The 23485-nt window shown below is 71.8% G+C and carries 19 protein-coding genes and 1 pseudogene; 14 read left to right on the top strand and 6 right to left on the bottom strand.

The genetic code is table 11. The annotated features are described in order from the left end of the window. Positions 1–44 precede the first annotated feature (44 nt). Positions 45–1556, bottom strand: a complete 1512-nt coding sequence (locus ACZ43N_RS17460) for a hypothetical protein (RefSeq protein ID WP_468098364.1) — start codon at positions 1554–1556, stop codon at positions 45–47. Positions 1557–1899: 343 nt separating this feature from the next. Here ACZ43N_RS17460 and ACZ43N_RS17455 point away from each other — a divergent pair, with 343 nt between their 5' ends. From ACZ43N_RS17455 to ACZ43N_RS17445, 3 genes and pseudogenes are all read left to right on the top strand, one after another. Next, positions 1900–2322: a hypothetical protein gene (locus ACZ43N_RS17455; protein ID WP_468098626.1), complete on the top strand. Its 423-nt coding sequence runs from the start codon at positions 1900–1902 to the stop codon at positions 2320–2322. 146 nt (positions 2323–2468) lie between these two features. After that, complete coding sequence (locus tag ACZ43N_RS17450) at positions 2469–3332, top strand: spermidine synthase (RefSeq protein ID WP_468098363.1); 864 nt, start codon at positions 2469–2471, stop codon at positions 3330–3332. Positions 3333–3363: 31 nt separating this feature from the next. After that, positions 3364–3603, top strand: a pseudogene (locus ACZ43N_RS17445) (IS200/IS605 family accessory protein TnpB-related protein); the annotation flags it as partial. 7 nt (positions 3604–3610) lie between these two features. Here ACZ43N_RS17445 and ACZ43N_RS17440 read toward each other — a convergent pair. Further along, on the bottom strand, positions 3611–4171 hold the full coding sequence (locus ACZ43N_RS17440; protein ID WP_468098361.1) for a hypothetical protein: 561 nt from the start codon (positions 4169–4171) through the stop codon (positions 3611–3613). A gap of 145 nt (positions 4172–4316) precedes the next feature. On the opposite strand from ACZ43N_RS17440, the gene ACZ43N_RS17435 reads away from it, so the two are divergent. Together ACZ43N_RS17435 and ACZ43N_RS17430 are read left to right on the top strand one after the other, a co-directional pair. Next, positions 4317–5021, top strand: coding sequence for a response regulator transcription factor (locus ACZ43N_RS17435; RefSeq protein ID WP_468098359.1), 705 nt, complete (start codon positions 4317–4319; stop codon positions 5019–5021). Beyond that, positions 5018–6415: a sensor histidine kinase gene (locus ACZ43N_RS17430; RefSeq protein ID WP_468098358.1), complete on the top strand. Its 1398-nt coding sequence runs from the start codon at positions 5018–5020 to the stop codon at positions 6413–6415. The genes ACZ43N_RS17435 and ACZ43N_RS17430 overlap by 4 nt, the downstream gene beginning before the upstream one ends. On the opposite strand, the gene ACZ43N_RS17425 is transcribed toward ACZ43N_RS17430, so the two are convergent. Further along, on the bottom strand, positions 6408–9203 hold the full coding sequence (locus tag ACZ43N_RS17425; RefSeq protein WP_468098624.1) for a non-ribosomal peptide synthetase: 2796 nt from the start codon (positions 9201–9203) through the stop codon (positions 6408–6410). The two genes, ACZ43N_RS17430 and ACZ43N_RS17425, sit on opposite strands and share 8 nt — an antisense overlap. A 247-nt stretch (positions 9204–9450) precedes the next feature. Here ACZ43N_RS17425 and ACZ43N_RS17420 point away from each other — a divergent pair, with 247 nt between their 5' ends. From ACZ43N_RS17420 to ACZ43N_RS17380, 9 genes are all read left to right on the top strand, one after another. Beyond that, entirely contained in the window at positions 9451–10509 is a 1059-nt protein-coding gene (locus tag ACZ43N_RS17420; RefSeq protein ID WP_468098357.1) for an iron ABC transporter substrate-binding protein, read from the top strand. Between the two features lie 6 nt (positions 10510–10515). After that, the gene (locus ACZ43N_RS17415) at positions 10516–12102 is read left to right on the top strand and encodes an ABC transporter permease (protein WP_468098355.1); all 1587 of its coding nucleotides are present in this window, start codon (positions 10516–10518) and stop codon (positions 12100–12102) included. After that, on the top strand, positions 12099–13325 hold the full coding sequence (locus tag ACZ43N_RS17410; RefSeq protein WP_468098354.1) for an ABC transporter ATP-binding protein: 1227 nt from the start codon (positions 12099–12101) through the stop codon (positions 13323–13325). The genes ACZ43N_RS17415 and ACZ43N_RS17410 overlap by 4 nt, the downstream gene beginning before the upstream one ends. Before the next feature lie 273 nt (positions 13326–13598). Next, positions 13599–14909: an ABC transporter substrate-binding protein gene (locus ACZ43N_RS17405; RefSeq protein WP_468098352.1), complete on the top strand. Its 1311-nt coding sequence runs from the start codon at positions 13599–13601 to the stop codon at positions 14907–14909. Positions 14910–15032: 123 nt separating this feature from the next. Then, positions 15033–16019, top strand: a complete 987-nt coding sequence (locus tag ACZ43N_RS17400; protein ID WP_468098351.1) for a carbohydrate ABC transporter permease — start codon at positions 15033–15035, stop codon at positions 16017–16019. Then, positions 16016–16909 (top strand): carbohydrate ABC transporter permease, encoded by an 894-nt coding sequence (locus ACZ43N_RS17395; RefSeq protein ID WP_468098350.1) that lies wholly within the window; start codon positions 16016–16018, stop codon positions 16907–16909. The genes ACZ43N_RS17400 and ACZ43N_RS17395 overlap by 4 nt, the downstream gene beginning before the upstream one ends. A gap of 35 nt (positions 16910–16944) precedes the next feature. Next, positions 16945–18954: a beta-galactosidase gene (locus ACZ43N_RS17390; RefSeq protein ID WP_468098349.1), complete on the top strand. Its 2010-nt coding sequence runs from the start codon at positions 16945–16947 to the stop codon at positions 18952–18954. A 99-nt stretch (positions 18955–19053) separates the two neighbouring features. After that, entirely contained in the window at positions 19054–19338 is a 285-nt protein-coding gene (locus ACZ43N_RS17385; protein WP_468098348.1) for a hypothetical protein, read from the top strand. Continuing rightward, on the top strand, positions 19320–19733 hold the full coding sequence (locus ACZ43N_RS17380) for a DNA-binding protein (RefSeq protein ID WP_468098347.1): 414 nt from the start codon (positions 19320–19322) through the stop codon (positions 19731–19733). Before ACZ43N_RS17385 ends, ACZ43N_RS17380 begins: the two co-directional genes overlap by 19 nt. Before the next feature lie 255 nt (positions 19734–19988). On the opposite strand, the gene ACZ43N_RS17375 is transcribed toward ACZ43N_RS17380, so the two are convergent. From ACZ43N_RS17375 to ACZ43N_RS17365, 3 genes are all read right to left on the bottom strand, one after another. Further along, complete coding sequence (locus tag ACZ43N_RS17375; RefSeq protein ID WP_468098345.1) at positions 19989–21422, bottom strand: GH1 family beta-glucosidase; 1434 nt, start codon at positions 21420–21422, stop codon at positions 19989–19991. A 125-nt stretch (positions 21423–21547) separates the two neighbouring features. Continuing rightward, a complete protein-coding gene (locus ACZ43N_RS17370; RefSeq protein WP_468098344.1) occupies positions 21548–22465 on the bottom strand; it encodes a carbohydrate ABC transporter permease in 918 nt (305 codons plus the stop codon). 10 nt (positions 22466–22475) lie between these two features. Next, the gene (locus ACZ43N_RS17365; protein ID WP_468098343.1) at positions 22476–23480 is read right to left on the bottom strand and encodes a carbohydrate ABC transporter permease; all 1005 of its coding nucleotides are present in this window, start codon (positions 23478–23480) and stop codon (positions 22476–22478) included. Positions 23481–23485: the final 5 nt, after the last annotated feature.

The following is a 23485-nucleotide window of genomic DNA, read 5'->3' as shown; positions in this document are numbered from 1 at the left end:
CGGCGGGGCGCGCGGTGGGCGGGCGCCCACGACCGGGACCGCGCTCAGGCGGTGCGCGCGACCCCCGCGTGCCGCTCCAGGAACGCCGACACGCCCGCGGCCCGGCGGTGCGGCAGCAGCACCCGGGCCGTCCCCGCGAGCATCTGCTGGACCCGGGAGGACTGGACCTCGTCCAGCAGGTCGAGGACCCGCATCCCGGCCGCCGCGGCCTCGTCGGGCCGCCCCCCGCGCGCGAGGTCGTCGGCCAGCTCGGCGGTGTAGAGCGCGATGTTGCGGGTGAAGTGCGGGTTCTGGAGCTGCGCGGCCCGCCGGGCGTGCCGGGCCGCCCGGGTCCAGTCGCCGAGCGTGGACCAGCACTGCGCCTCCAGTGCCTCCAGCTCGGCCTCCCCGTAGAAGGTCATCCACTCCGGGTCGGCGTCGGACGCCCCCCGCCCGAACAGGGCGTGCGCCCGGGCCAGCGCCTGCTCGCACCCGGTGCGGTCGGCGATCCCCGCCCAGCCGCCCGCCTCCCGCAGCGCCAGCAGGGACATCAGCCGCGGTGAACCGAGGGGCCGCGCCACCCGCTGCGCGGCCTGTGCCGCCCGTACCGCCTCCCGGGGCCGGCCCGCGTCCCGCGCGAGGAACGCCGTGTTGCAGAACGCGTGGGCCTCCAGGGCCGGGTCGCCGGACATCCGGGCCGTGGCGAGCGCCTCCGCGTAGTGCGAGCGGGCGTCGTCGAAGCGCCCCGAGTCATGGGCCAGCCAGCCCACGGAGATGGCGAGTTCACCGGCCCCCGCGTACAGCCGGTCGGCGCTGGCCTGCCGTGTGGTGCCCGCGTCGAGCAGCGCGTACGCGGCCCGCAGCGGCGCCGAGGCCCTGCGGTACAGCCCGTCGGCCCCATGGCGGTCGTCGAGCAGCCGGATCTTGCGTACGGCCGCTTCGAGGGCCCCCGCCTCCGACGAACCCGCGCGGTGCGCGGGACGGCCCGCGGCCGAGGCCGTGCCGCCGAGGGCGAAGGGGCCGAAGGAGGCGGCCGCCATCGCGGCGGTACCCCCGGTCATGAATGCGCGACGTTGCACGTCGCTCTCCTCGTGGTCCTGGTACGTGTGGTGCGTGTCCCGCCGACCGCGCACATGGCCCGTGTCGCCCCGCGGGTCCTGCATGTCGTACGTCTCTTGCGTGTCATACGGCTCGTACGCCTCTTCCGTCTCACCCCTCGCACCGAGCGAGGAGCGCGAGCGGCTCTTGGTGTGAGGAGAGGGCGCCTCCTCGGTGGGGCGCGCCCCCCGACCGCGTACCTCCGCGCGGGGCATGAACCCCAGGTCGGTCAGGGTCCGGCCCGGGAACATATGCAGGAACACCCGTTCGTAGGCGTAGTTGGGGCAGCGGATCTCTCCTGACTCGACCCGTCCGACGTAGCGCGCGTCACAGCTCACACGCTCACCGATCTCATGCGCCGCCCGCCGTACCGCCGCGGCGAACTCACCCGGCGAGCGCTGCCCGCGCAGCCGCCGAAAGGCGAGGTTCGGCCGCTGTGGCCGGGGGGACTGGGATGAGGTCACCGATGACGACGCCATGGTCGGGCCCTCTCTCGCGAACCGTCGAACCGTGCCGGAACCAGAGGCTTTGTCCACGCCGAGTTGTCCGCGTCCTGGACGATTGGTTCCTCTGTGTCCGGCGGGGCAAGAACGTACCCGCCCTGCCGACGCCGCGACGCGAGGTTTGGCTACAAACCGGATATCTCATCCTTGATCTGCCATGAACTGCCATCCTTTGTGGTCCGGTTTCGCCGTAGCCCTTGACGGGTCCGCGCGTTGGGCAGCGTGGACCGGGAGCGCCCGAACTCCCGACGCCGTCTGCCGGAGGAGGGGGTTGTACGTGTTGGAGGCCCGGATGAAGAACGTCGAACCCCGTACGCCGATGTGCGACGTGCCCGTCGCGGGGCGCCGGCCGGCTCCCGAGCAGGCCGTCCCGGAAGCGCAGCCGGCCTCCGAGTGCGACGTCGTGACCGTCCCGGCGCGGCAGGGCCTGGAGGCTGTCGACATCCTCCGGCGCGGTGCCCTCGACGTCGTGGGGCCGGTCATGACGGTGGGGCCCGTCCTGCACGACGACTCCTGCGACACCCTCGGGTTCGTCGTCCCGCCCGGTACGGCCGACGCGTGGGACGTGCCGGGCAGTACGTGCACGCAGAGCGACGGGCAGGGGGCGGTACTGGCTCCCGCGGACGGCGCGGACTGGTTGCTGCCGCCGGGGGAGGCGGACCTGGCGACGGATCCGGCGGTCCTTCGGGCGGCGCTGGGCGAGGCGGCGCGGCTCATCGAGGCCGCGGACAACTGCCGCTGAGAGGCGGCGGGCCTCCGTCCTCCCGGAGTGTCCGTGCCGTGGCGGCCGACGGTTCGCGGTGGTCGGGCATGCCGTCCCCGCGGCCCTTCCTCGGGGCCCGCGGTCCGTCGCAGCGCACCCCGCTCCTCACCGTCGATAATGGCCGTATGGGCAGGTCCAAGAAGGGGCGGGGACGGGGAGCCGACGTCGTCGTGGAAGCGGTCGACGGGGGGCTCGCCGAGTTGGTGCCGGATCCCGACCGGCCGCGGGGCTGGACGCTGCTCGTGGACGGGGCCCCGCAGTCGCACGTCGACCTCGACGACCCCGCGTATCTGTCGTTCGAGTACCAGCGGCGGCTCGGGCACGTCATCGATCTCGTCGCCCCGGCCGGGCGGCCCGTGCACGCCGTGCATCTCGGCGGGGGCGGCTTCACGCTCGCCCGGTATGTCGCCGCCACCCGGCCCCGGTCCACCCAGCAGATCGTCGAACGCGACGCGGCACTCGTGCAACTCGTACGGCGTGAGCTGCCGTTGGATCCGAACGCGCGGGTTCGGGTGCGGTCGACGGACGCGCGTGAGGGCCTGGCCAAGGTGCCGGACGGCTGGGCGGATCTGGTCATCGCGGATGTGTTCAGCGGGGCACGCACCCCGGCGCATCTGACGTCGACGGAGTTCCTCGCGGACGTGCGGCGGGTGGTGAAGCCCGACGGGTGCTACGCAGCCAATGTCGCCGACGGTCCTCCGCTCGCCCATCTGCGCGGCCAGATCGCCACCGTCGCCGCCGTCTTCCCCGAACTCGCTCTGGTCGCCGACCCGGCCGTGCTTCGGGGCAAACGATTCGGCAACGCGGTGCTCGTGGCCTCCGGGCGGCCGCTGCCCCTCGCCGAACTCACCCGCCGCGCCGCCTCCGACCCGCACCCCGGCCGCGTCGAGCACGGCAGGGCGCTCACCGACTTCACCGGCGGGGCGGTGCCCGTGAGTGACGCGGCGGCCGTCGCCTCGCCCGCCCCGCCGCCGTCGGTGTTCCGCTGACTCGCGGTCAGGGCGCGGCAGCCGGGGGTTGGTCCGGCGACGGACGGCACCGCCCCCACACGACCGGAGTGATCGTGCGGGGCATCGGACCGTGCAGGCCAGACCGGGTGTCCCGGGGAGTGAGGGACCCCGCCCCCGTGTTCCCGGACCACGGACACGATCCGTGCGCGCCGGACGCGGAGCGAAAGCGGGCGACCAGGACACCCAACACCGTTCGGGGCGTCCGGCTGAGCATGAGTTCTGGCAACAGGACTCGCTCCCGCTCACTTTAGGAACGGTCAGAAGTTCTGGACGTCCACGCGGGGCGCGCTGTCGTGCCAGGTGCAGAACACCGACACCCGGTCCGAACCGGCGGCGAAGTCGACCCGGATCCAGGTCTCCGTCTTCCAGACCTGCATCGACCAGCCCGAGCCGGGTGTCGCCGAGACGAGGGTCGCGTACGTCTTCGTCAGCGACAGGACCACCCGCCCGCCCTCGGTGTCGTACGCCTTGACCTGACCGGAACCGGCGGACGAGCCGGTGCCCGGACTCGGGCCGGAACGTGCGGACTTCGACGGGGTCGGGCTCGGCGTGGCCTTTCCGGTGCCGCTCCTGTCCCGGCCGCCCTGCCCCTTCTGCCGGTCGGCGCTGGGGGAGGGGGCCGCGCCGGCCGTGTCGGAGACCTGCGGGGGCTCTGCCCGGTCCTTCCCTCCGGCGGCCGTGATGGGCAGGGCGCGGGGCGGGTCGTAGGCGGTGCCGGCCATCACCGTGTGGACACCCCACCACGACAGCGTGACCGCCGCGCCTGTGGCGAGCAGCCAGGCCAGTACGTGTAGGAGTCCTCTGCGCATCGCGGCCATCCTGCACCACGAGTCCCACCCGTGTCGTGTGGCGCTGGGCCCGCCCGACGCGTGGAGGGCCTGTGGCGGCGGTGTGCGCGGGGCCTGTGGACAAGTTGTCCACAGGCCCCGACCGGCCTCGCTCCGATGGCGTACGGTGCGGCGCATGGCAAGTGTGCTCGTGGTCGAGGACGACCAGTTCGTACGCTCGGCGCTGATCAGGCATCTGACGGACGCCGCACACACCGTGCGCAGCGTCGGTACGGCCCTGGAGGCGCTGCGCGAGGTCGCGCATCACCGTTTCGACCTGGTCATCCTCGATCTGGGACTGCCCGATCTGGACGGCTCCGAGGCGCTGAAGATGCTGCGCGGGATCACCGAAGTGCCGGTGATCGTCGCCACCGCGCGGGACGACGAGACGGAGATCGTCCGACTGCTCAACGCGGGCGCGGACGACTACCTGACCAAGCCGTTCTCGGTCGAGCACCTGTCGGCCCGGATGGCCGCGGTGCTGCGCCGCGCGCGCGGCCCCGTCGGGGAGCCGCCCCCGTCCAGCGTCATCCGGGTCGGTGGTCTCGCCATCGACCCGCTGCGCCGCCAGGCCGAACTGGACGGGGTGCGGCTCGACCTGACGCGCCGTGAGTTCGATCTCCTCGCGTTCCTCGCCGGGCGGCCCGGTGTGGTCGTCCCCCGCAAGGAGCTGCTCGCCCAGGTGTGGCAGCAGTCGTACGGGGACGACCAGACCATAGACGTCCATCTGTCGTGGCTGCGGCGGAAGTTGGGCGAGACGGCGGCGCAGCCGCGCTATCTGCACACCCTGCGGGGCGTCGGGGTGAAGCTGGAGCCGCCGGGGCCGGCGGTGCTGCCATGAGGTGGGCGCTGGTCAAGGTGTGCGTGGCGGTGACCACGATGGTCGTGATCGCCTTCGCGGTGCCGCTCGGGCTGGTCATCAAGGAGATGGCCCGCGACCGCGCCTTCTCGGGCGCCGAGCGGGAGGCGGCGGCCATCGCCCCGGCCCTGTCCATCACCGACGACCGCGAGCAGTTGGAGCGGGTCGTCGCCTCGGCGGGCTCGGACGACGGGCTCGCGGTCCACATCCCGGCGGGCGGCGACCGGACCGCCGCGCTCGACCTCGGCCGGCAGCGGGCCGCCGACAAGGACATCGCCACCGTGCGCGAGCTGGGCCGGGCGTCCACCACCGAGGTGGCGGGCGGCTCCACCCTGCTCCAGCCCACGGCGCTCGGATCGGGCGAGATAGCGGTCGTCGAGGTCTTCGTCCCCGAGGCCGCGGTGAGCAATGGCGTGGCCACCGCCTGGGGGGTGCTCGCCGGGGTGGGCGTCGCCCTCGTCGTCGGCTCCGTCGCGGTGGCCGACCGGCTCGGGGTGCGGATGGTCCGGCCCGCCCGGCGGCTGGTGGACAGCGCCCATGACCTGGGGGAGGGGCAGTTGGGCGCACGGGTGCCCGAGGAGGGGCCGAAGGAACTGCGGCTGGCGGCGGTGGCGTTCAACGCGATGGCCGACCAGGTCGTCCAACTCCTGGCGAACGAGCGGGAGCTGGCGGCCGATCTGTCGCACCGGCTGCGGACGCCGCTGACCGTGCTGCGGCTCAACGCGGCCTCGCTCGGCGACGGCCCTGCCGCCGAGCAGACCCGGGCGGCGGTGGAACAGCTGGAGCGCGAGGTCGACACCATCATCCGCACGGCGCGGGAGGCCAAACCGCAGACCGCTGCGGCCGGGCCGGGGGCCGGGTGCGACGCGGCGGAGGTGGTCCGGGAGCGGATGGCGTTCTGGTCGGCGCTCGCCGAGGACGAGGGCCGCAAGTGGCGGGTGGCCGGGGTCGAGCGGCCGGTCCGCATACCCGTCGCCCGGGCCGATCTCGCCGCCGCGCTCGACGCCCTCCTCGGCAATGTCTTCCGGCACACGGCGGAGGGCACCGCCTTCGCCGTCGACGTGCACAACGGCGAGGACGCCGTGATCGTGCTCGTCTCCGACGCGGGCCCCGGCATAGCCGACCCCGAGGCGGCCATCGCACGCGGACGCGGCTCCGGTCACGACGGCTCGACCGGCCTCGGCCTCGACATCGTGCGCCGCCTCGCGGAGGCGACCGGCGGCGATGTGCGCATCGGGTCGTCGGTGCTGGGCGGGGCCGAGGTGCGGATCTGGATCCAGCTGGGCCGTCAGGACGGGAAGGCGACGACGCGCAAGGGGCACCGAGGGGCGATGCGGCGACGCAGACAGAGCGGGGTGGCGTCGGTCCTCAGGTAGCGCGTTGCTCGGGCGCCGCGCCGTGGCCCGCGAGGGCTGACATCCGGCGCGCCGCGCGGGTCACCCGGTTCGCCACCGCCGCGTAGGCGACGCCCACGGCGAGGGAGGCGAGGAGGGCGAGGGCGGGGAAGTCGCGCTGGAGGTGGGGGTAGACCTGGAAGTGGGTCAGGTAGATGTAGAGGGAACTGCCCGCGAGGAGTCCGGCGACACGGTTCACGGGACCGAGGCTGGGCAGGGTCGGGACCCAGATCAGCAGGGTCAGACCGGCGATCACCACGGCTGTGCGCAGCTGTTGGTCCGGCTGGAAGAGACCGGGCGTGGCCAGCAGCAGGACCGTGGTCAGGAGCAGGCGCCGCCGGGCCGTGCCGGCGCGGGCCGCCGCCCAGCCCAGGGCGAAGAGCCAGAAGACCACCGTGGGGCCGAGGTGGAAACGGGCGGGTGCCAGGCCGGCCAGGTCGTAGCGTCCCAGCAGACCGATGGCCAGCAGGGCGAGCGGGACGCCGAAGGGGTGACGGCGCTCCAGACGGTCGAGCACGGGGAAGGCCAGCAACAGGGCGAGCGCGACCAGGAAGTACAGCAGTGCCTCGATGAACCAGTAGTGCCACTCGTGGCGTTCGGGTCCCTGGTCGAGGAGGCTGTTGAGGAGGAGGGCGTTCGCGGGGTCGTAGAGACCGGTCGCGAGGACCGCCGCGGTGATCCACGCCGCACTCGGCAGGGCGATCCTGGCGATGCTGCGCCACAGGTGCCGCAGGCGCACCCGGTGTTCGGCGTCGGTGAGATGGAAGCGGGCGAAGTTGTGGCCCGCGACGCCGATGAGGATGTGGGCGGCGCCCTGGAGGGTGAAGAGCTGTATGTGCGAGCCGACGATCAGCACGATGCCGACCGCGCGCAGGGCGATGCCGGTCTCCAGCGTGCGGCGTCGGCCGGCGCGGGTGGCGGCCGGTCGCCTCTCCGTCCGGGCGGAGGCCGCGGACGCCGCTGGGGCCAGGTCGCTCAGGGGGCGGGTGTGCCAGTCGGACGGGAGTGTGCCGAGTACCTGCTCCAGACGCAGGGACATCTCGACGTAGCAGAGGGAGTCACCGCCGAGGCCGACGAAGGTGCTGTCGTCGGTGACGTCGGTGCGGTCGAGGATCTCGGCGTAGAGGGCGCGCAGCTGAGCCGTGGAGTGCCGGTCGTGGACCGCGGGCCGGAGGGCTGAGGGGTGCTCGTCGGCCGCGGGGCGGTCGTCCGCCGCGCGCCACCCGACCGCCGATGGTTGGGCGCGTCCGTCGATCAGGGGGTGTGAGGGGACCGCCGTGGACTTCACCGTCGGTGAGGCCGTCGACGGTGTCCGCGCGGAGGGCGGTGTCGTCGAGGCCGGCGACGCTGCCGGGGCGGAGGGTGATGTGGTCGGGCGGGTCAGGCGGCGGACGGCGGTGTAGTCGGGCTTGCCGGTGGGCAGGCGGGGCAGGTCCGCTGCGGGGAGGGCGCGCAGGCGGACCGCTCGGGGCGGCAGGCCGCAGGAGGCCGCCGCCAGGCGGCGGAGGCGGGGCTCGTCGTCGCCGGTTCCGGTGGCGGTGATCGCCAGCTCGTCGCCGTCGCCTGCGCAGTACGCCAGCACGCCGTGCCGCTCCAGCGCGGCCTCGACGCGCTGCGGGTCGATGCGCAGTCCGAGGATCTTCGCGAAACGGCTGCGGCGGCCCACGATCTCGTACAGGCCGTCGGGGGCCTGCCGGGCGAGATCGCCGGTGGGGAGCTCGGTGAGGGTGCGGCCGAGGGCGAGGTCGGCGGGGCCCTCGGCGTAGCCGAGCATCACGTTGGGGCCCGAGTACACCAGCTCGCCCACGCCGGTGTCGTGGCCGTCGAGCGGACGCAGGCGGAAGGAGCCGCCGGGGATCGGGATGCCGACGGCCTCCGGCCGGGTGGCCGCGAGGTGGGGCGGGAGGTAGGCCATCCGGGCCGTGGCCTCGGTCTGGCCGTACATCACGAACAGGTCCCAGCCGCGGCGGCGCCCCAACTCGGCGTAGCGGGCGACGCGCTCGGGTGCGAGCCGGCCCCCGGCCTGGGTGATCCGGCGCAGTCGCGGCAGCTCCATCCGGTCGAAGCCGATCCGGTCGAGCAGGTCGAAGGTGTACGGCACTCCGGCGAGCGAGGTGGCACGGGCGGCGCGGAACTCCGCCCAGAAGGCGTCGTCCGTGACCGACCGCTCGGTGAGCAGCAGCCCGGCGCCGCGCAGCAGATGGCTGTGGATCACGGACAGGCCGTAGCAGTAGTGCATCGGGAGGGTGGTGGCCGCCCGGTCGGTGTCGGTGATGCCGAGGTAGGTGGCGATGGACTCGGCGTTGGCCTGCACGTTCTCCTGTGAGAGCCGGACGAGCTTGGGTGAGCCCGTGGACCCCGAGGTGCTCAGCAGAAGGGCGAGGTCGGGGTGGAGGGTGTGGGCGGTGCCGGAGTGGTGCTCGTCGAGTGTCCAGGTGCCGTCGGCGCCCGTGCGGGCCACCACGTCGGGCGCGTACGCGGCGGTGAGGGAGGCGACGGCCTCGTCGCTGTCGCCGGGGACGAGCAGCACGGGGTGGCCGGCGGAGAGGGCGGCCAGATAGGTGACCAGCGCCTCCGTGCGGTTGGCCCCGGCCACCAGGACCAGTCGCCGCACCCGCCCGAGTCGCTCGGCGGTGGCGGCGACGCGTTCGGCGAGGGCGCGGTAGGTGACCGTACCTTCTGCGGTGTGGAGGGCGACCCGGTCGCCGTGCTCGGCGAGGTCGCGGGCGAAGGGCACCGCGTGCGGTCGTACCGGGGGCCCCGGGAGCAGGACCGGGGCGGCCGCGGGGGTGCGGGCGGGCAGGGCGACGGACGGAGCCCGGACGGGGCCGGAGGAGTGGATCACGGGGCGCGGCCTTTCGGAACAGCGTCCGCGGGAAGCACACGCCCCTTGACGCTTAGGCAAGCTTTACCTTATTCATAGCATGTTCACAGTTGGCTAAAAAGCGTCACTTCGCCTCGCCGGCCGAGGCCGCGACCCGCGGTCCATCGGTGAGCCGCGTAGGAAAGGCACAGATATGCGACGCCCTCTGGGTGGCCGGATCTTCGCGCTCGTCGCGGCCGGTCTGCTGCTTCCCGCCCTCGCCGCCTGCGGCTCCGGCGACGACAAGGACGGCAGCGGGTCGGGTGAGGGGAGCGACGCGGCCCTCGTCATCTACTCCGGCCGCAACGAGAAGCTGGTCAAGCCGATCCTGGACAAGCTGGAGAAGGCCGTGGGCGCCGAGGTCGAGGTGCGCTACGGCGACAGCGCCGAACTCGCGGCGCAGATCCTGGAGGAGGGTGACCGCACCAAGGCCGGGCTGTTCTTCTCCCAGGACGCCGGGGCGCTCGGCGCGCTCTCCCGTGAGGGCATGCTGGCGAAGCTGCCGCCGGCCACCCTCGACAAGGTCGACAAGGCCTACCGCAGCGGCGAGGGCGACTGGGTGGGCCTGTCGGGGCGCGTCCGCGTCATCGCGTACAACCCCGACAAGGTGAGCGCGGACGAGGTTCCGGACAGCGTCCACGACGTGGTGAAGCCCGAGTGGAAGGGCAAGGTGGGCTTCGCGCCCACCAACGCCTCCTTCCAGGCGTTCGTCACCGGGATGCGGGTCCTGGAGGGCGACGACGCGGCCCGCGAGTGGCTGGAGGACCTCAAGGCCAACGGGGCCAGGACCTACACCAACAACCTCGCCACCCTCGACGCCGTGGAGGCCGGCGAGGTCTCCCTGGGCCTCGTCAACCACTACTACTGGTACGAGCGGGTCGCCGAGAAGGGCGAGGACGGGGTCGACGCCAAGCTGCACTTCCTGCCCGGCAAGGACCCCGGCGCGCTCATCAACGTGGCCGGCGCCGGCATCCTCGCCGACAGCGAGGACCAGAAGGCGACCGCGCAGAAGGCCGTGGACTACCTGCTGTCCAAGGAGGCGCAGACGTACTTCGCCGACACGACGAAGGAGTATCCGCTGGCCGCGGGTGTCACCAGCTCCGTCGAGGGGCTGCCGCCGTTCGAGTCGCTCCAGTCGCCCGACATCGACCTCGGCAAGCTGGAGTCCCTCCAGGAGACCCTGGCGATGCTCCAGGACGTCGGGCTGGTCTGACCGTCCGTGAACCCCTCGCAGACCGCCCCGCGTGCGCAGGCCGTCCCGCCTCCCCCGGAGGCGGCCGGCTTCGCCGGACGCGGGGCGGAGCGCAGGCCGCCCCTGGTCCTGCTGGTTCCCGCCTGTGTGGCCGCCCTCTTCGCCCTGCTCCCGCTCGGCTATCTCGCCGTCCGCGCGCTCGAACGCGGCCCCGCCTTCGCCTGGGAGGTCGTCGCCGACGAGCGGACGCTGGACCTCCTCGGGCGAAGCCTCGGCCTGACCGCCGTGGTCGTCGTGGCATGCGTGGTCCTCGGCGTCTCACTGGCCTGGCTGACGGTGCGCACGGCGCTGCCGGGCGCCCGCTTCTGGTCGGTCGCCGCGACGCTGCCGCTGGCCGTGCCCAGCTATGTGGCGGCCTTCACGTGGCTGTCGGCCGAACCGGACCTCGCCGGGTTCGGCGGGGCCGCGCTCTCGCTGACCCTGGTCAGCTTCCCGTACGTGCTGCTGCCGGTCGCGGCAGCGCTCCGGGGCATCGACCCGGCGCAGGAGGAGGCCGCGCGCTCCCTCGGGCACGGTCCGCTCCGCACGTTCCTGCGGGTCACGCTGCCGCAGCTGCGTCCCTCGGCCGCGGGCGGGGCCCTGCTCGTCGCGTTGTACGTGCTCTCGGACTTCGGCGCCGTCTCGCTCATGCGGTACGACACCTTCACCCGGGCCATCCACACCTCGTACCGGGCCTCCTTCGACCGCACGCCCGCCGCCGCGCTCAGCGTCGTCCTGGTGCTGATGACCGTGGCCCTGGTCGCCGCCGAGGCGCGGACCCGCGGCCGGGCCGGGCACGCCAGGACCGGCGGCGGCACCGCCCGCCCGGCGGCGCCCGCGGCGCTCGGCCGCTGGAAGCCGCTCGCGCTGCTGTGGTGCGGCGCGGTGGTCGCCGTGGCCGTGGCCTTCCCGCTCGGCACCCTCGGCTACTGGCTCGCGGTCGGCTCCTCCGCCACCTGGGACCTCGGCGGCCTCACCGAGACTGCCTGGGCCACGCTCGGCGTCGCCGCGGCGGGCGCCGCCCTCACCACGCTCCTCGCCCTGCCGGTCGGCGTGATCGCCGCCCGGCACCGGGGGCGCGGGGCACAGTTGCTGGAACAGGCCGCCTACGCCGGGCACGCGCTCCCCGGCATCACGGTCGCCCTGTCCCTGGTCTTCTTCGCGGTCCGCTACGCCTACCCGCTCTACCAGCGGCTGCCGCTGCTGGTCTGCGCGTACGCCGTCCTCTTCCTGCCGGTCGCGGTGGCCGCCACCCGCGCCGCCGTCCTCCAGGCCCCGCCCGTCCTGGAGGACGTGGCACGCTCGCTCGGCCGCCGGCCCTGGCAGGTGCTCCGCGAGATCACCGTCCCGCTGGCCGCGCCGGGTGTAGCCGCCGGGGCCGCGCTGACCTTCGTCGTTTGCATGAAGGAACTCCCGGCGACCTTGCTGCTGCGCCCCACCGGCATGGACACGCTCGCCACCCGCCTGTGGACCGAGACGGGCGCCGGCTCCTTCGCGGCGGCCGCCCCCTACGCCGCCGCACTCATCCTGTTGGCCGCCGTGCCTTCGTACCTGCTGGGGAGGCATCGACCATGAACGAGTCACACGCGAGCGAGCCGGGCACGCATGTGCCGGACCCGCCCGGGACCATCACCGGCGAAAAGCACACGTTCGAACATGAACCGTCACGGCGGCCCGGGAAGGGCTCACCCGCAAACGAGCCGCACGCAAACCCGCCGCACCTGGACGACCCGGACGACCCGGACGGGAACGCCCTGCACGTCGAGGGCCTCACCAAGTCCTACGCGGCCGGCCACGGCCCCGTCCTGCGCGACCTGCGGCTCACCGTCCCGGCGGGTGCGCTGGCGGCCGTCCTCGGTCCCTCCGGCGGCGGCAAGACCACCCTCCTGCGGATCGTGGCCGGGTTCCTGCGGGCCGACGCGGGCACCGTCCGGCTCGGCGGTCGCACCCTGGCCGGGCCCGGTGTCCATGTGCCGCCGGAGCGGCGCCGCATCGGGATCGTGCCCCAGGAGGGCGCCCTCTTCCCGCACCTGAGCGTGGCCCGGAACGTGGCCTTCGGGCTGACCGGGCTGAGCCGGGGCGAACGGCGGCACCGCACCGGCGAACTCCTGGAACTCGTCGGCCTCGCCGGATACGGCGACCGGATGCCGCACGAACTCTCCGGCGGCCAGCAGCAGCGTGTGGCGCTCGCCAGGGCCCTCGCGCCCCGGCCCCAGCTGGTCCTGCTGGACGAGCCGTTCAACGCCCTCGACAGCGCCCTCAGGGCGGGCGTACGGGCCGACGTACGCGCCGCGCTGCGGGCGACCGGGGCCACGGCCGTCCTCGTCACCCACGACCAGCAGGAGGCCCTCTCCACGGCCGACCTCGTCGCCGTCGTCCGGGACGGCCGGGTCGCCCAGTGCGACACCCCGCAGGACCTCTACCGCCGCCCGGCCGACCCCTGGGTCGCGGGCTTCGTCGGCGACGCGGTGCTGCTCCCCGCCACCGTCGGCGACGACGGCACGGCCCGGACCCCGCTCGGCGCCGTCCCGCTCGCCGCTCCGCCGCGGGGGCAGGCATCCGGCACCCTGCTGCTCCGCCCGGAACAGCTCCGGCTGACCGCTCCGGCCGTCGAGGGCGCCGTGCGGGGCACGGTCACGGACGTGTGCTTCTACGGCCACGACGCCATGGTCACCGTCGCCGTCGACGGTCTCGACACCCCGGTCGGCATCCGTGTCGCAGGCCCGCTGCCGGTACGGCCGGGCGACGCGACCGGCGTCCGTGTCACGGGAGAGGCGACCCTGCACGCGGCCGGCTGACCGGGCCACCCCGTGCGACGGGTCCTGTGCGGTCACGGCACCCCGTATACGTGTATATAGCAACCAGTGAGATGAGTCACGTCTGTGACGGTCACGTTTCGACGAACAGGGATTACGTTTCAACAAAGGGGGACAAGAAGGCTTGACGCGCGACCTGGCATAGGGCTGTTATGGCGACCACCGTGTTCGGTCAAGTTGGTTTCTGATCGGTTTCGATCACTAACCGGCGAGGGCCTCTTGATGACCGAACCACTTGTCCCCAGGGAGCCGTTCATGCATCTCATACCTTCCGGTCTCTCCGTGCCGGGCACGAGCCGCCGCACCCTGCTGCGCGGCATAGGCGGGGCCGCGGCGCTCGGCGCGGGCATCCCGCTGCTCAGCGCCTGTGGCGGCAGTGGCAGCTCGGCCACTGACTCGAAGACCGTCTCGCTCGGCTCCAACGCCTCCGACGCGGTGCCGAAGAAGGCGTTCGCGGAGATCTACGCCGACTTCGCCAAGAAGTCCGGCATCAAGGTCGACGTGAACACCAAGGACCACAACACGTTCCAGGAGCAGATCAACTCCTACCTCCAGGGCACGCCGGACGACGTGTTCCACTGGTTCGCGGGCTACCGGATGCAGTTCTTCGCGGCCAAGGGGCTGGCCAGCCCGATCGACGACGTCTGGAAGACGATCGGCGGGAACTTCCCCGAGGCGATGAAGAAGCTGAGCCAGGGTGAGGACGGCAAGTTCTACTTCGTGCCGCTGTACACGTATCCGTGGGCGCTCTTCTACCGCAAGAGCGTCTTCAAGGAGAAGGGCTACGAGGTTCCCACGACGTGGGACCAGCTCATGGCGCTGTGCAAGCAGATGAAGAAGGACGGCCTGGTCCCGATCGCCTTCGGTGACAAGGACGCCTGGCCGGCGATGGGCACCTTCGACCAGATCAACTTCCGTGCCAACGGCTACGACTTCCACGTCGAGCTGATGGCGGGCAAGGTCTCCTGGACGGACGCCAAGGTCCGCAAGACCTTCGACCTGTGGTCGGAGCTGCTGCCGTACCACCAGGAGGGCGCGGTCGGCCGTACCTGGCAGGACGCGGCGCAGACGCTGGTGTCGAAGAAGGCGGGCATGTACCTGCTGGGCTCGTTCGTGGGCCAGCAGTTCAGCAACAAGGCCGATCTGGAGGACCTGGACTTCTTCGCCTTCCCGGAGATCGACCCGGCGTACGGCCAGGACACCGTCGAGGCCCCGACCGACGGCTTCATGATGAGCAAGAGCCCGAAGAACAAGGCCGGCGCGGTCAAGCTCCTGGAGTTCCTCGGCACCCCCGAGGCGGAGCAGATCTACCTCAAGGCCGACCCGAACGTGGTGGCCGCCTCCACCAAGGCCGACACCTCCTCGTACACGCCGCTGCAGAAGAAGGCGTACGACATGATCTCCGGTGCCAAGAGCCTCACGCAGTTCATGGACCGCGACAGCCGCCCGGACTTCACCTCCACGGTGATGCAGCCGGCGCTGCAGAAGTTCATCCGTGACCCGAAGGGCATCGACAGCCTGCTCTCGTCGATCGAGCGCCAGAAGAAGACGATCTTCGCGTCCTGACGGCCGACCGTCCCGACGGCCGCCCCACGACCGCCACCGCGGTCGCACAGGCGGCCGTCGGGGCGGCTGTCCCCAGGACTGTCCGCCCCCAAGACCGTCCTCACGACTGGATGACCGACAGACATGACGACCTCACCCACGAAGAGCCCGGAAGCGCCCGCGCCGCCTCCGGGCTCCACCCCTGCCGCCGCGCCCGCGGCCACGAAGGTGCCCCAGGGGCACAAGCGCCTCCTCACCGGCCGTGACCGGCTCACGCTGGGCCTGATGGCCGGCCTGCCGACGATCCTGCACGTCGCCCTCGTCTGGGTGACCGCGCTCGCCTCGATCGCACTGGCCTTCACCACCTGGGACGGCATCGGCTTCGACGCCATCAAGTGGGTCGGGCTGCACAACTTCACGGAACTGTTCACCAACAACCCGCAGTTCTGGCCCGCGGTCGAGCACAACATCGTGTGGTTCGTGGTGCTGATCCTGATCCCGACACCGCTGGGGCTGTTCCTCGCGGTGCAGCTGGACAAGCAGATCCGCTTCAGCCGTGTGTACCAGACCGCGTTCTTCCTGCCCGTCGTGATGTCGCTCGCGGTCATCGGCTTCGTGTGGCAGCTGATCTACAACCCCGACACGGGCCTGATCAACAGCCTCATCGGCGCCAACGAGCCCGGCCAGTACATCGACTGGATCGGCGACCCCGACCTCAACCTCTGGGCCATCCTCATCGCCGCCTCCTGGCGCCACACCGGCTACATGATGATCCTCTACCTGGCCGGTCTGAAGAGCGTCGACCCGTCGCTGCGGGAGGCCTCGGCCCTCGACGGCGCCAACGAGTGGCAGACGTTCAAGAACGTCATCTTCCCGACGCTGCGCCCGACGAACACGGTCGTCCTGGTCGTCACCATCATCGAGGCCCTGCGCGCCTTCGACCTCGTCTTCGTCTTCAACAAGGGCGCCGAGGGCACCGAGCTGCTGTCGATCCTGGTCACCAACAACATCATCGGCGAGTCCAGCCGCATCGGATACGGCTCGGCCATCGCCGTCGTCCTGCTGGTGATCTCCCTCGCCGTGATCATCCCCTACCTGATCGCGACCTTCCGGAAGGAGCGGCGCGCATGAGCACCACCGTCGCGACCGGCGCTCTCAACAAGCGCACTCCCGTCCGCCCCGCCCGGATCCTGCTGCACGTCTTCCTCGCCGGCGCGGCACTGGCGTGGCTGGCTCCCCTGCTGTGGGCGCTCTACGCGGCCATGCGCCCGTACGGCGAGACCAGCGAGAAGGGCTACGTGTCGTGGCCCGACAAGCTGAGCTTCGACAACTTCACGAACGCGTTCACCCAGTCGGAGATGACGCACTACTTCGTGAACACGCTGATCATCGCCGTCCCCGCGGTGCTGCTGACGCTGTTCCTGTCGTCGATGGTCGCGTTCTACGTCAGCCGCTTCGACTTCCGGATCAACCTCTTCCTGCTGCTGGTCTTCACCGCGGGCAACCTGCTCCCGCAGCAGGTCATCATCACCCCGCTGTACCGCCTGTACCTGCTCATCGACCTGCCCGGCATCACGATGAGCGGCAAGCTCTACGACTCCGCGCTCGGCCTGGTCCTCATCCACGTGGCCTTCCAGTCCGGCTTCTGCGCGTTCGTGCTGAGCAACTACATGCGCTCCCTGCCGCACGAGCTGACCGAGGCCGCACTCGTCGACGGCGCCTCCGTGTGGCGCCTGTACTGGCAGATCGTGCTGCCCCTGTGCAAGCCCGCGATGGCCGCCCTGGCGACGTTGCTGTCCATCTGGATCTACAACGACTTCTTCTGGGCCCTGGTGCTGATCTCCACCGGTGAGAACATGCCGATCACCTCGGCGCTGAACAACCTCTCCGGCCAGTACTTCACCGACCCCAACCTGGTCGCTGCCGGCGCCCTGCTCACCGCGATCCCGACGCTGGTCGTGTACTTCGCGCTCCAGCGGCAGTTCGTCAGCGGTCTGACGCTCGGCGCCAACAAGGGCTGACACCGGCCCCGTTCGAAAGAGAACCAACCGTGCCCATGAGCCCCCTGAACGTCCCCGGCATCGCGTACGGCGGCGACTACAACCCCGAGCAGTGGCCCGAGGAGGTCTGGCACGAGGACGTACGCCTCATGCGTGAGGCCGGCGTCACCATGGTGAGCGTCAACATCTTCTCGTGGGCGCTCCTGGAGCCCCGCGAGGGTGAGTACGACTTCTCCCGTCTGGACCGCATCCTCGCCCTGCTCCACGAGAACGGCATCGCGGCCGACCTGGCGACCCCGACGGCGGCGCCCCCGGCGTGGTTCTTCCGCGCCCACCCCGAGGCGCTCCCGGTGGACAAGGACGGCCGCACCCTCTCGTACGGCAGCCGCCAGACGTTCTGCCCTTCGAGCCCCGCCTACCGCGAGGCGGCCCTGCGGATGGCCGGCGAGCTGGCCCGCCGCTACGCGGACCACCCGGCGGTGGTCATGTGGCACGTCCACAACGAGTACGGCTGCCACAACGGCGAGTGCTACTGCGACACGAGCGCGGCCGCGTTCCGCGTCTGGCTGCGCGAGAAGTACGACGACGACCTGGCGGCGCTGAACGACGCCTGGGGCACGACGTTCTGGAGCCAGTGGTACTACGACTGGGACGAGATCATCCCGCCCCGCGCCACCGGTGCCGTCCCCAACCCGACGCACCAGCTGGACTGGCGCCGCTTCTGCAGCGACGCGCTGCTGTCCCTGCTGAAGGCGGAGCGGGAGGTACTGCGGGGCGCGGCCCCCGAAGTGCCCGCCACCACCAACTTCATGGTGATGTACAACTTCGACAAGCTGGACTACTGGCGCTGGGCGCCCGAGCTGGACATCGTCTCCAACGACCACTACCTCCAGTCCACGGACCCCCAGTCGGAGATCGACATCGCGCTCAGCGGCGACCTGGTCCGCTCGCTCGCGGGCGGCCGCCCCTGGCTGCTGATGGAGCACTCCACCGGTGCGGTCAACTGGCAGCCGGTCAACCGCGCCAAGACGGCGGGCGAGCTGCGCCGCAACGCGCTCTCCCATGTGGCGCGCGGCGCCGACGGCATCGCCTACTTCCAGTGGCGGGCCGCCAAGGCGGGCGCCGAGCAGTGGCACTCGGCGATGCTCCCGCACGCCGGGACCGACAGCCAGATCTGGCGGGACGTCGTCGGACTGGGCGCGGACCTGAAGGCGCTGGCGGAGGTCCGCGGCAGCACGGGCACGGCCGAGGTGGCCGTCGTCTGGGACTGGAACGCCTGGTGGGCCGTCGAACTCCCCTCCCAGCCGAGCGGTGAGCTGCGCTTCCAGGACCTGGTGCGGGCCTGGTACGAGCCGCTGTGGCGCTCCGGCGTGGCGGTGGACTTCGTACGCCCCGACGCGGACCTCTCGGCGTACAGGCTGGTCCTGGCGCCGAGCCTGTACCTGGTGGACGACGAGGGCGCGGCGAACCTCACCGGCTTCGCCGAGCGGGGCGGCACCCTGGCCGTCGGCTTCCACAGCGGGGCGGTGGACGAGAACTGCCACATCCGCCTCGGCGGTTACCCGGGCGCGTTCCGCGAGGTGCTGGGCGTCCGCACGGACGAGGTCTTCCCGCTGCTGCCGGACGAGTCGGTCGAGCTGACCGGCCTGGGCGAGGGCGCGAGCGGAGTCCTGTGGTCCGAGCGGGTCGCCCTGCGGGGCGCCGAGCCGATCGCCACGTACGCCTCCGGCCCGCTGGCCGGCGTCCCGGCGGTGACGCGCCACGCGTACGGCACGGGCACCGCCTGGTACGTGGCGACCCGTCCCGACCCGGCGGCCCTCGCGTCGCTGCTGGACCGCATCCGCGAGGAGGCGGGCGTCCACCCGGTCCGCGCGACCCCGGAGACCGTCGAAGCGGCCCTCCGCCGCGGCCCCGAGGCCGACTACCTCTTCCTGATCAACCACGGGCACGAGGAGGCCGAGGTGGAGGTCGCGGGGTCCGCGGTCGACCTCCTGACGGGCAAGACGGTCACTGGCTCCCTGAAGCTGGCGGCGGGGGACGTGGCGGTGGTGCGGGAACCGCGTTGACGGTGGCGACCAGCCCTGGGCGCCCGTACGAGCATTGACTCCTGAGTCGGTGTCGTGCGGGCGCCCCGCGTATTCCTACTCGTTTGATAATCTCGGTCCATGAGTGAGACCTCGTACGGCATCGGCGAAGGCCCCGCCACCCGGGTCAGTCTCTCCCTGCCGGAGGGCACCGCCGAGGCGATCCGTCAGCGGGTGGGCAAGCGGGAGTTCTCGGCGTTCATCACCGAGGCCGTGGAGCGCGAACTGCGGGGCCAGATCCTCGACGAGTACCTGGCCGACTACGAACAGCGCAAGGGCCCGATCTCCCCGGGTGAGCAGGAACGGGCCCGGCGGGTCTTCGACGAGGTGTTCGCCGAGGAGGGGCAGTGGCCCGCCGCAAGCTGAGTCACGAGGGCACTCTCGTCCTGGACTGCGAGGGCCTCTCCCAGCTCGTCGAGGACCGCGAGCCGGTCGTCGCCCTGGTCGCCGAGGCGCGCAGACGAGGCATGGACGTGGCCATCAGCGCGCTCACGATCATCGAAGCCGTGCACCGACGCACGAACCGGGCACGGCTCGCCTGGATCCTGTCCGGTGTGCGGATCGCGCCCGTCGGGGACGAGGAGGCGCGAGCCGCGTCGGCCATGCTGATGTCCGCCGGTCTCCACGGCCACAAGTACGCCCTCGACGCCGCGGTCGCCGAGATGGCGCTGAGGCAGCACCGCCCGGTGGTCATGCTCACCTCGGACATCGACGACATGGCGAAGCTGTGCGGGGAAAGTGTCCGTCTGGTCGCCGTGTGAGGGCTGTCCCGCAATCGGCGGTCCGTTGTCTGGCAGCCCTTGGGAGCCGTTCCGGCAGTGGAGATCCGACCGGCGGCCTGTCGCATCTGATCCTCCGTCGGCTGATCAGCGTGCTCTGTGAACTCCCTGGTGAAGCCCGCGACCCAGGGGGCGCGGTGCTCCCCTGATGGCACCGCGCCCCCTTGCCCCGCTCCCCCGGAGGGCTTCCCCGGCCCCCGTTCGCGGCCGGGGGCTTCGCGGCCCCCGGCGTCGGTGTTACGGCGTGGGTGCCGCCAGCGGCGGGAGCGCGCCCGTCTTCGCCGCCTGGGAGTACCAGAGCGCGCTGGACTTGGGCGTGCGGGTGAGCGTCGCGTAGTCGACGTAGACCGCGCCGAAGCGCTTGCCGTAGCCGTAGGCCCACTCGAAGTTGTCCATCAGGGACCACAGGTAGTAGCCGCGCACGTCCGCGCCCTCGGCGATGGCGCGGCGCACGGCGCGCAGGTGGCCGTGGAGGTAGGCGATGCGGTCCGGGTCGTGTACGCGGCCGTCGCTGTCCATCTTGTCGTCGTAGGCCGCGCCGTTCTCCGTGACGTAGAGCGGCAGTCCGGGCGCCTCACGGGTGTACCGCATGATCAGCTCGTGCAGCCCGGTCGGGTCGATGGTCCAGCCCATCTCCGTGCGCTCGCCCGGCGTCTGGTGGAACAGCACGTCGTCCGCCCCCGGCCAGGGCGAGTGGTCGCTCGCGCCGTGGCCGTCCGCCCGCGGCCCGGCCGTGTCCGCCGACGCCGCGCCGACCAGGGTGGGCGTGTAGTAGTTCAGGCCCAGCGCGTCCAGCGGCTGGTTGGCCGCCGCCACGTCCCCGTCCTGCACGAACGACCAGTCCGTCAGCTGCGACGTCGCCGCGAACAGGGACTCCGGGTACGCCCCGTGCAGCATCGGCCCGTGGAAGACGCCGTTCGCCAGGTCGTCGATCTTCCGGACCGCCGCCAGGTCCTCGGGAGTGTTCGAGAGAGGCCGGACGACGGACGAGTTCAGGCTCACCGCCACCGAGTTGCGCGCCGGCATCACCGAGCGCAGCGCCACCGCGCCGAGACCGTGCGCCAGGTTCAGATGGTGGGCGGCGCGCAGCGACGCCACCGGGTCCGTACGGCCCGGCGCGTGCACCCCGGAGCCGTACCCCAGGAACGCGCTGCACCACGGCTCGTTCAGCGTGATCCACTGCTCGACCCGGTCACCCAGCGCCTCACCCACGATCCGCGCGTACTCGGCGAAGCGGTACGCGGTCTCGCGCTCCGGCCAGCCGCCCGCGTCCTCCAGCTCCTGGGGGAGGTCCCAGTGGTAGAGCGTCACGGCCGGCTTGATGTTCTTCGACAGCAGCTCGTCGACCAGCCGCCGGTAGAAGTCCAGGCCCCGCTGGATCGCCGGGCCCCGGCCCGTCGGCTGCACCCGCGACCAGGAGATCGAGAAGCGGTACGAGGTGAGGCCCAGGTCCGCCATGAGCGCCACGTCGTCGCGGTAGCGGTGGTAGTGGTCGACAGCGATGTCACCGGTGTCACCACCGGCCGTCTTGCCCGGCGTGTGGCTGAAGGTGTCCCAGATGGAGGGCGTGCGGCCGTCCTCCCGCACCGCCCCCTCGATCTGGTACGCGGACGTCGCCGCGCCCCAGAGGAAGGCGGGAGGAAAGGTCACTGGCGTCGTGGGCTCAGGCATGGAAGCGCTCCCATTGGTGGTCGATCAGACCGACGATGTGGGTGGGGGGAAAGAGAACGGAGGGAGGAGGGGGCCGGGGCGGCGGTGGCCCGGCCCCCAGGGGTGCGAAACGGACGGCGCGGGGGTCAGCCCTTCACCGCGCCCTGCATGATGCCCCCGACGATCTGCTTGCCGAAGATCGCGAAGACCAGCAGCAGCGGCAGCGTGCTGAGCAGCGCGCCCGCCATGATCAGGGCCTGGTCGGGGGTGTAGCCCCGGCCGAGACCGGCGACCGCGACCTGCACGGTCGGGTTGCCCAGCTGGGTCAGCACGAGGAACGGCCAGAGGAAGTCGTTCCAGGTCTGGACGAACATCAGCATGCCCAGCACGGCCATCGCGGGCCGCGCGGCCGGGAACACCACGTGCCAGACCACCCGCCAGCTGCTCGCGCCGTCGACCCGGGCCGCCTCGATGATCTCGTCGGGCAGCGCCTGAAGCAGGTACTGCCGCATGAAGAACACACCGAACGCGCTGACCAGCGACGGCAGGATCACCGCTTGGAGCTGGTCCGTCCAGTCGAGCTTGGCGACCATCATGTACAGCGGGATCACCTGGAGCTGCGGCGGCACCATCATGGTGCCGATCACGATCAGCATCAGCGCGCCACGGCCCTTGAACCGCAGCTTGGCGAAGGCGAACCCGGCGATCGTCGACAGGAAGACGATGGTCAGCGAGGAGACGCCCGCCACGATCGTGGTGTTGAGGAACGCCTCGCCCAGATTGGCGTCCTTCCAGGCCACTTCGATCTTGTCGAAGAGGTTCGCGCCGAACCAGAACGGCGGCGGGGTCTCCGCCAGCCGCGCGTTGTCACGGGAGGCGGCGACCGCTGTCCAGAACAACGGGAACAGCGAGATCAGGGTGAACGCGATGAGGATGATGTAGGCGAGGGGCCCGGCGTGGTGCTGGCCGCCCGCCCGCGCCGCCCTGGGCCCGCGCCTGCGCCTGCCGTTGTCCGGCGGCTCGGGCGCCGCGTCGGCCGGGGGCTTGGTGAGTGTCGTCGTCACGGCCGGTCTCCTAACTACTGGCGCGCAGCCGGCGCGAGATGACGTAGTTGATGATTCCGACCACGATGAGGATCAGGAACATCGTCCAGGCGATCGCCGAGGCGCGGCCCAGGTGCTGGTTCACCCAGCCCTGCTCGTACAGGTACAGACCGAGCGTCTGGAACTGGTGCTGGGACCCGCCGGACGCGCCCTTGTTGGCGTCGAACAGCAGGGGCTCGGCGAAGAGCTGCGAGGCGCCGATCGTCGAGACGACGCAGGTGAAGAGGATCGTCGGGCGCAGCGAGGGAAGCGTCACATGGAGGAACTGCCTCCAGCGGCTCGCGCCGTCGAGGGCCGCAGACTCGTACAGGTCCTGGGGGATCGCCTGCATCGCGGCCAGGTAGATCAGCGCGTTGTAGCCGGTCCAGCGCCAGATGACGATGGTGGACACGGCGATCTTCGAGTACCACGTGCCGTTCTGCCAGTCGATCTGGTCGACACCGAAGAGGCCGAGGAACCAGTTGATCATTCCGTAGTCGCGGCCGAAGAGCAGCACGAACACCAGGGTTGCGGCGGCGATCGACGTGGCGTACGGGGCGAGCATCACGACCCGGTAGAAGGTCGAGGCGCGGAGCTTGTAGTTGAGGATGTGCGCGATGCCCAGCGCCATCATCAGCTGCGGGACGGTCGAGATGATCCCGATGATCAGTGTGTTCTTCGCCGCGTTCCAGAAGAACTCGTCGTCGAAGATGCGGGTGAAGTTGCGCATCCCCACCCAGCTCATGTCGGTGGGGGCGGTCAGTTCGACCGCGTGCAGCGAGGCCCAGCCGGTGTAGAGCAGCGGGAACAGGCCGAACGCGACGAACAGCAGGAAGAAGGGCGAGACGAAGGCGTACGGGCTCCAGCGCACGTCCCGCTGCCAGCGGCGGGACAGCCGGGCCCGGCGGTGTTCCTCGGACGCGGACTCCGCGGGCGGGCGGGCCGGGGCCGCGCCCCCCTTGACGGGGGGCGCGGCGGCGTCGTGCCGTGTGGGCATACCGG

The sequence above is a fragment of the Streptomyces sp. NPDC030814 genome (assembly GCF_055572155.1).
The sequence above is the reverse complement of the archived record's forward strand: the minus strand, read 5'-3'. Positions and strand labels throughout refer to the sequence as shown.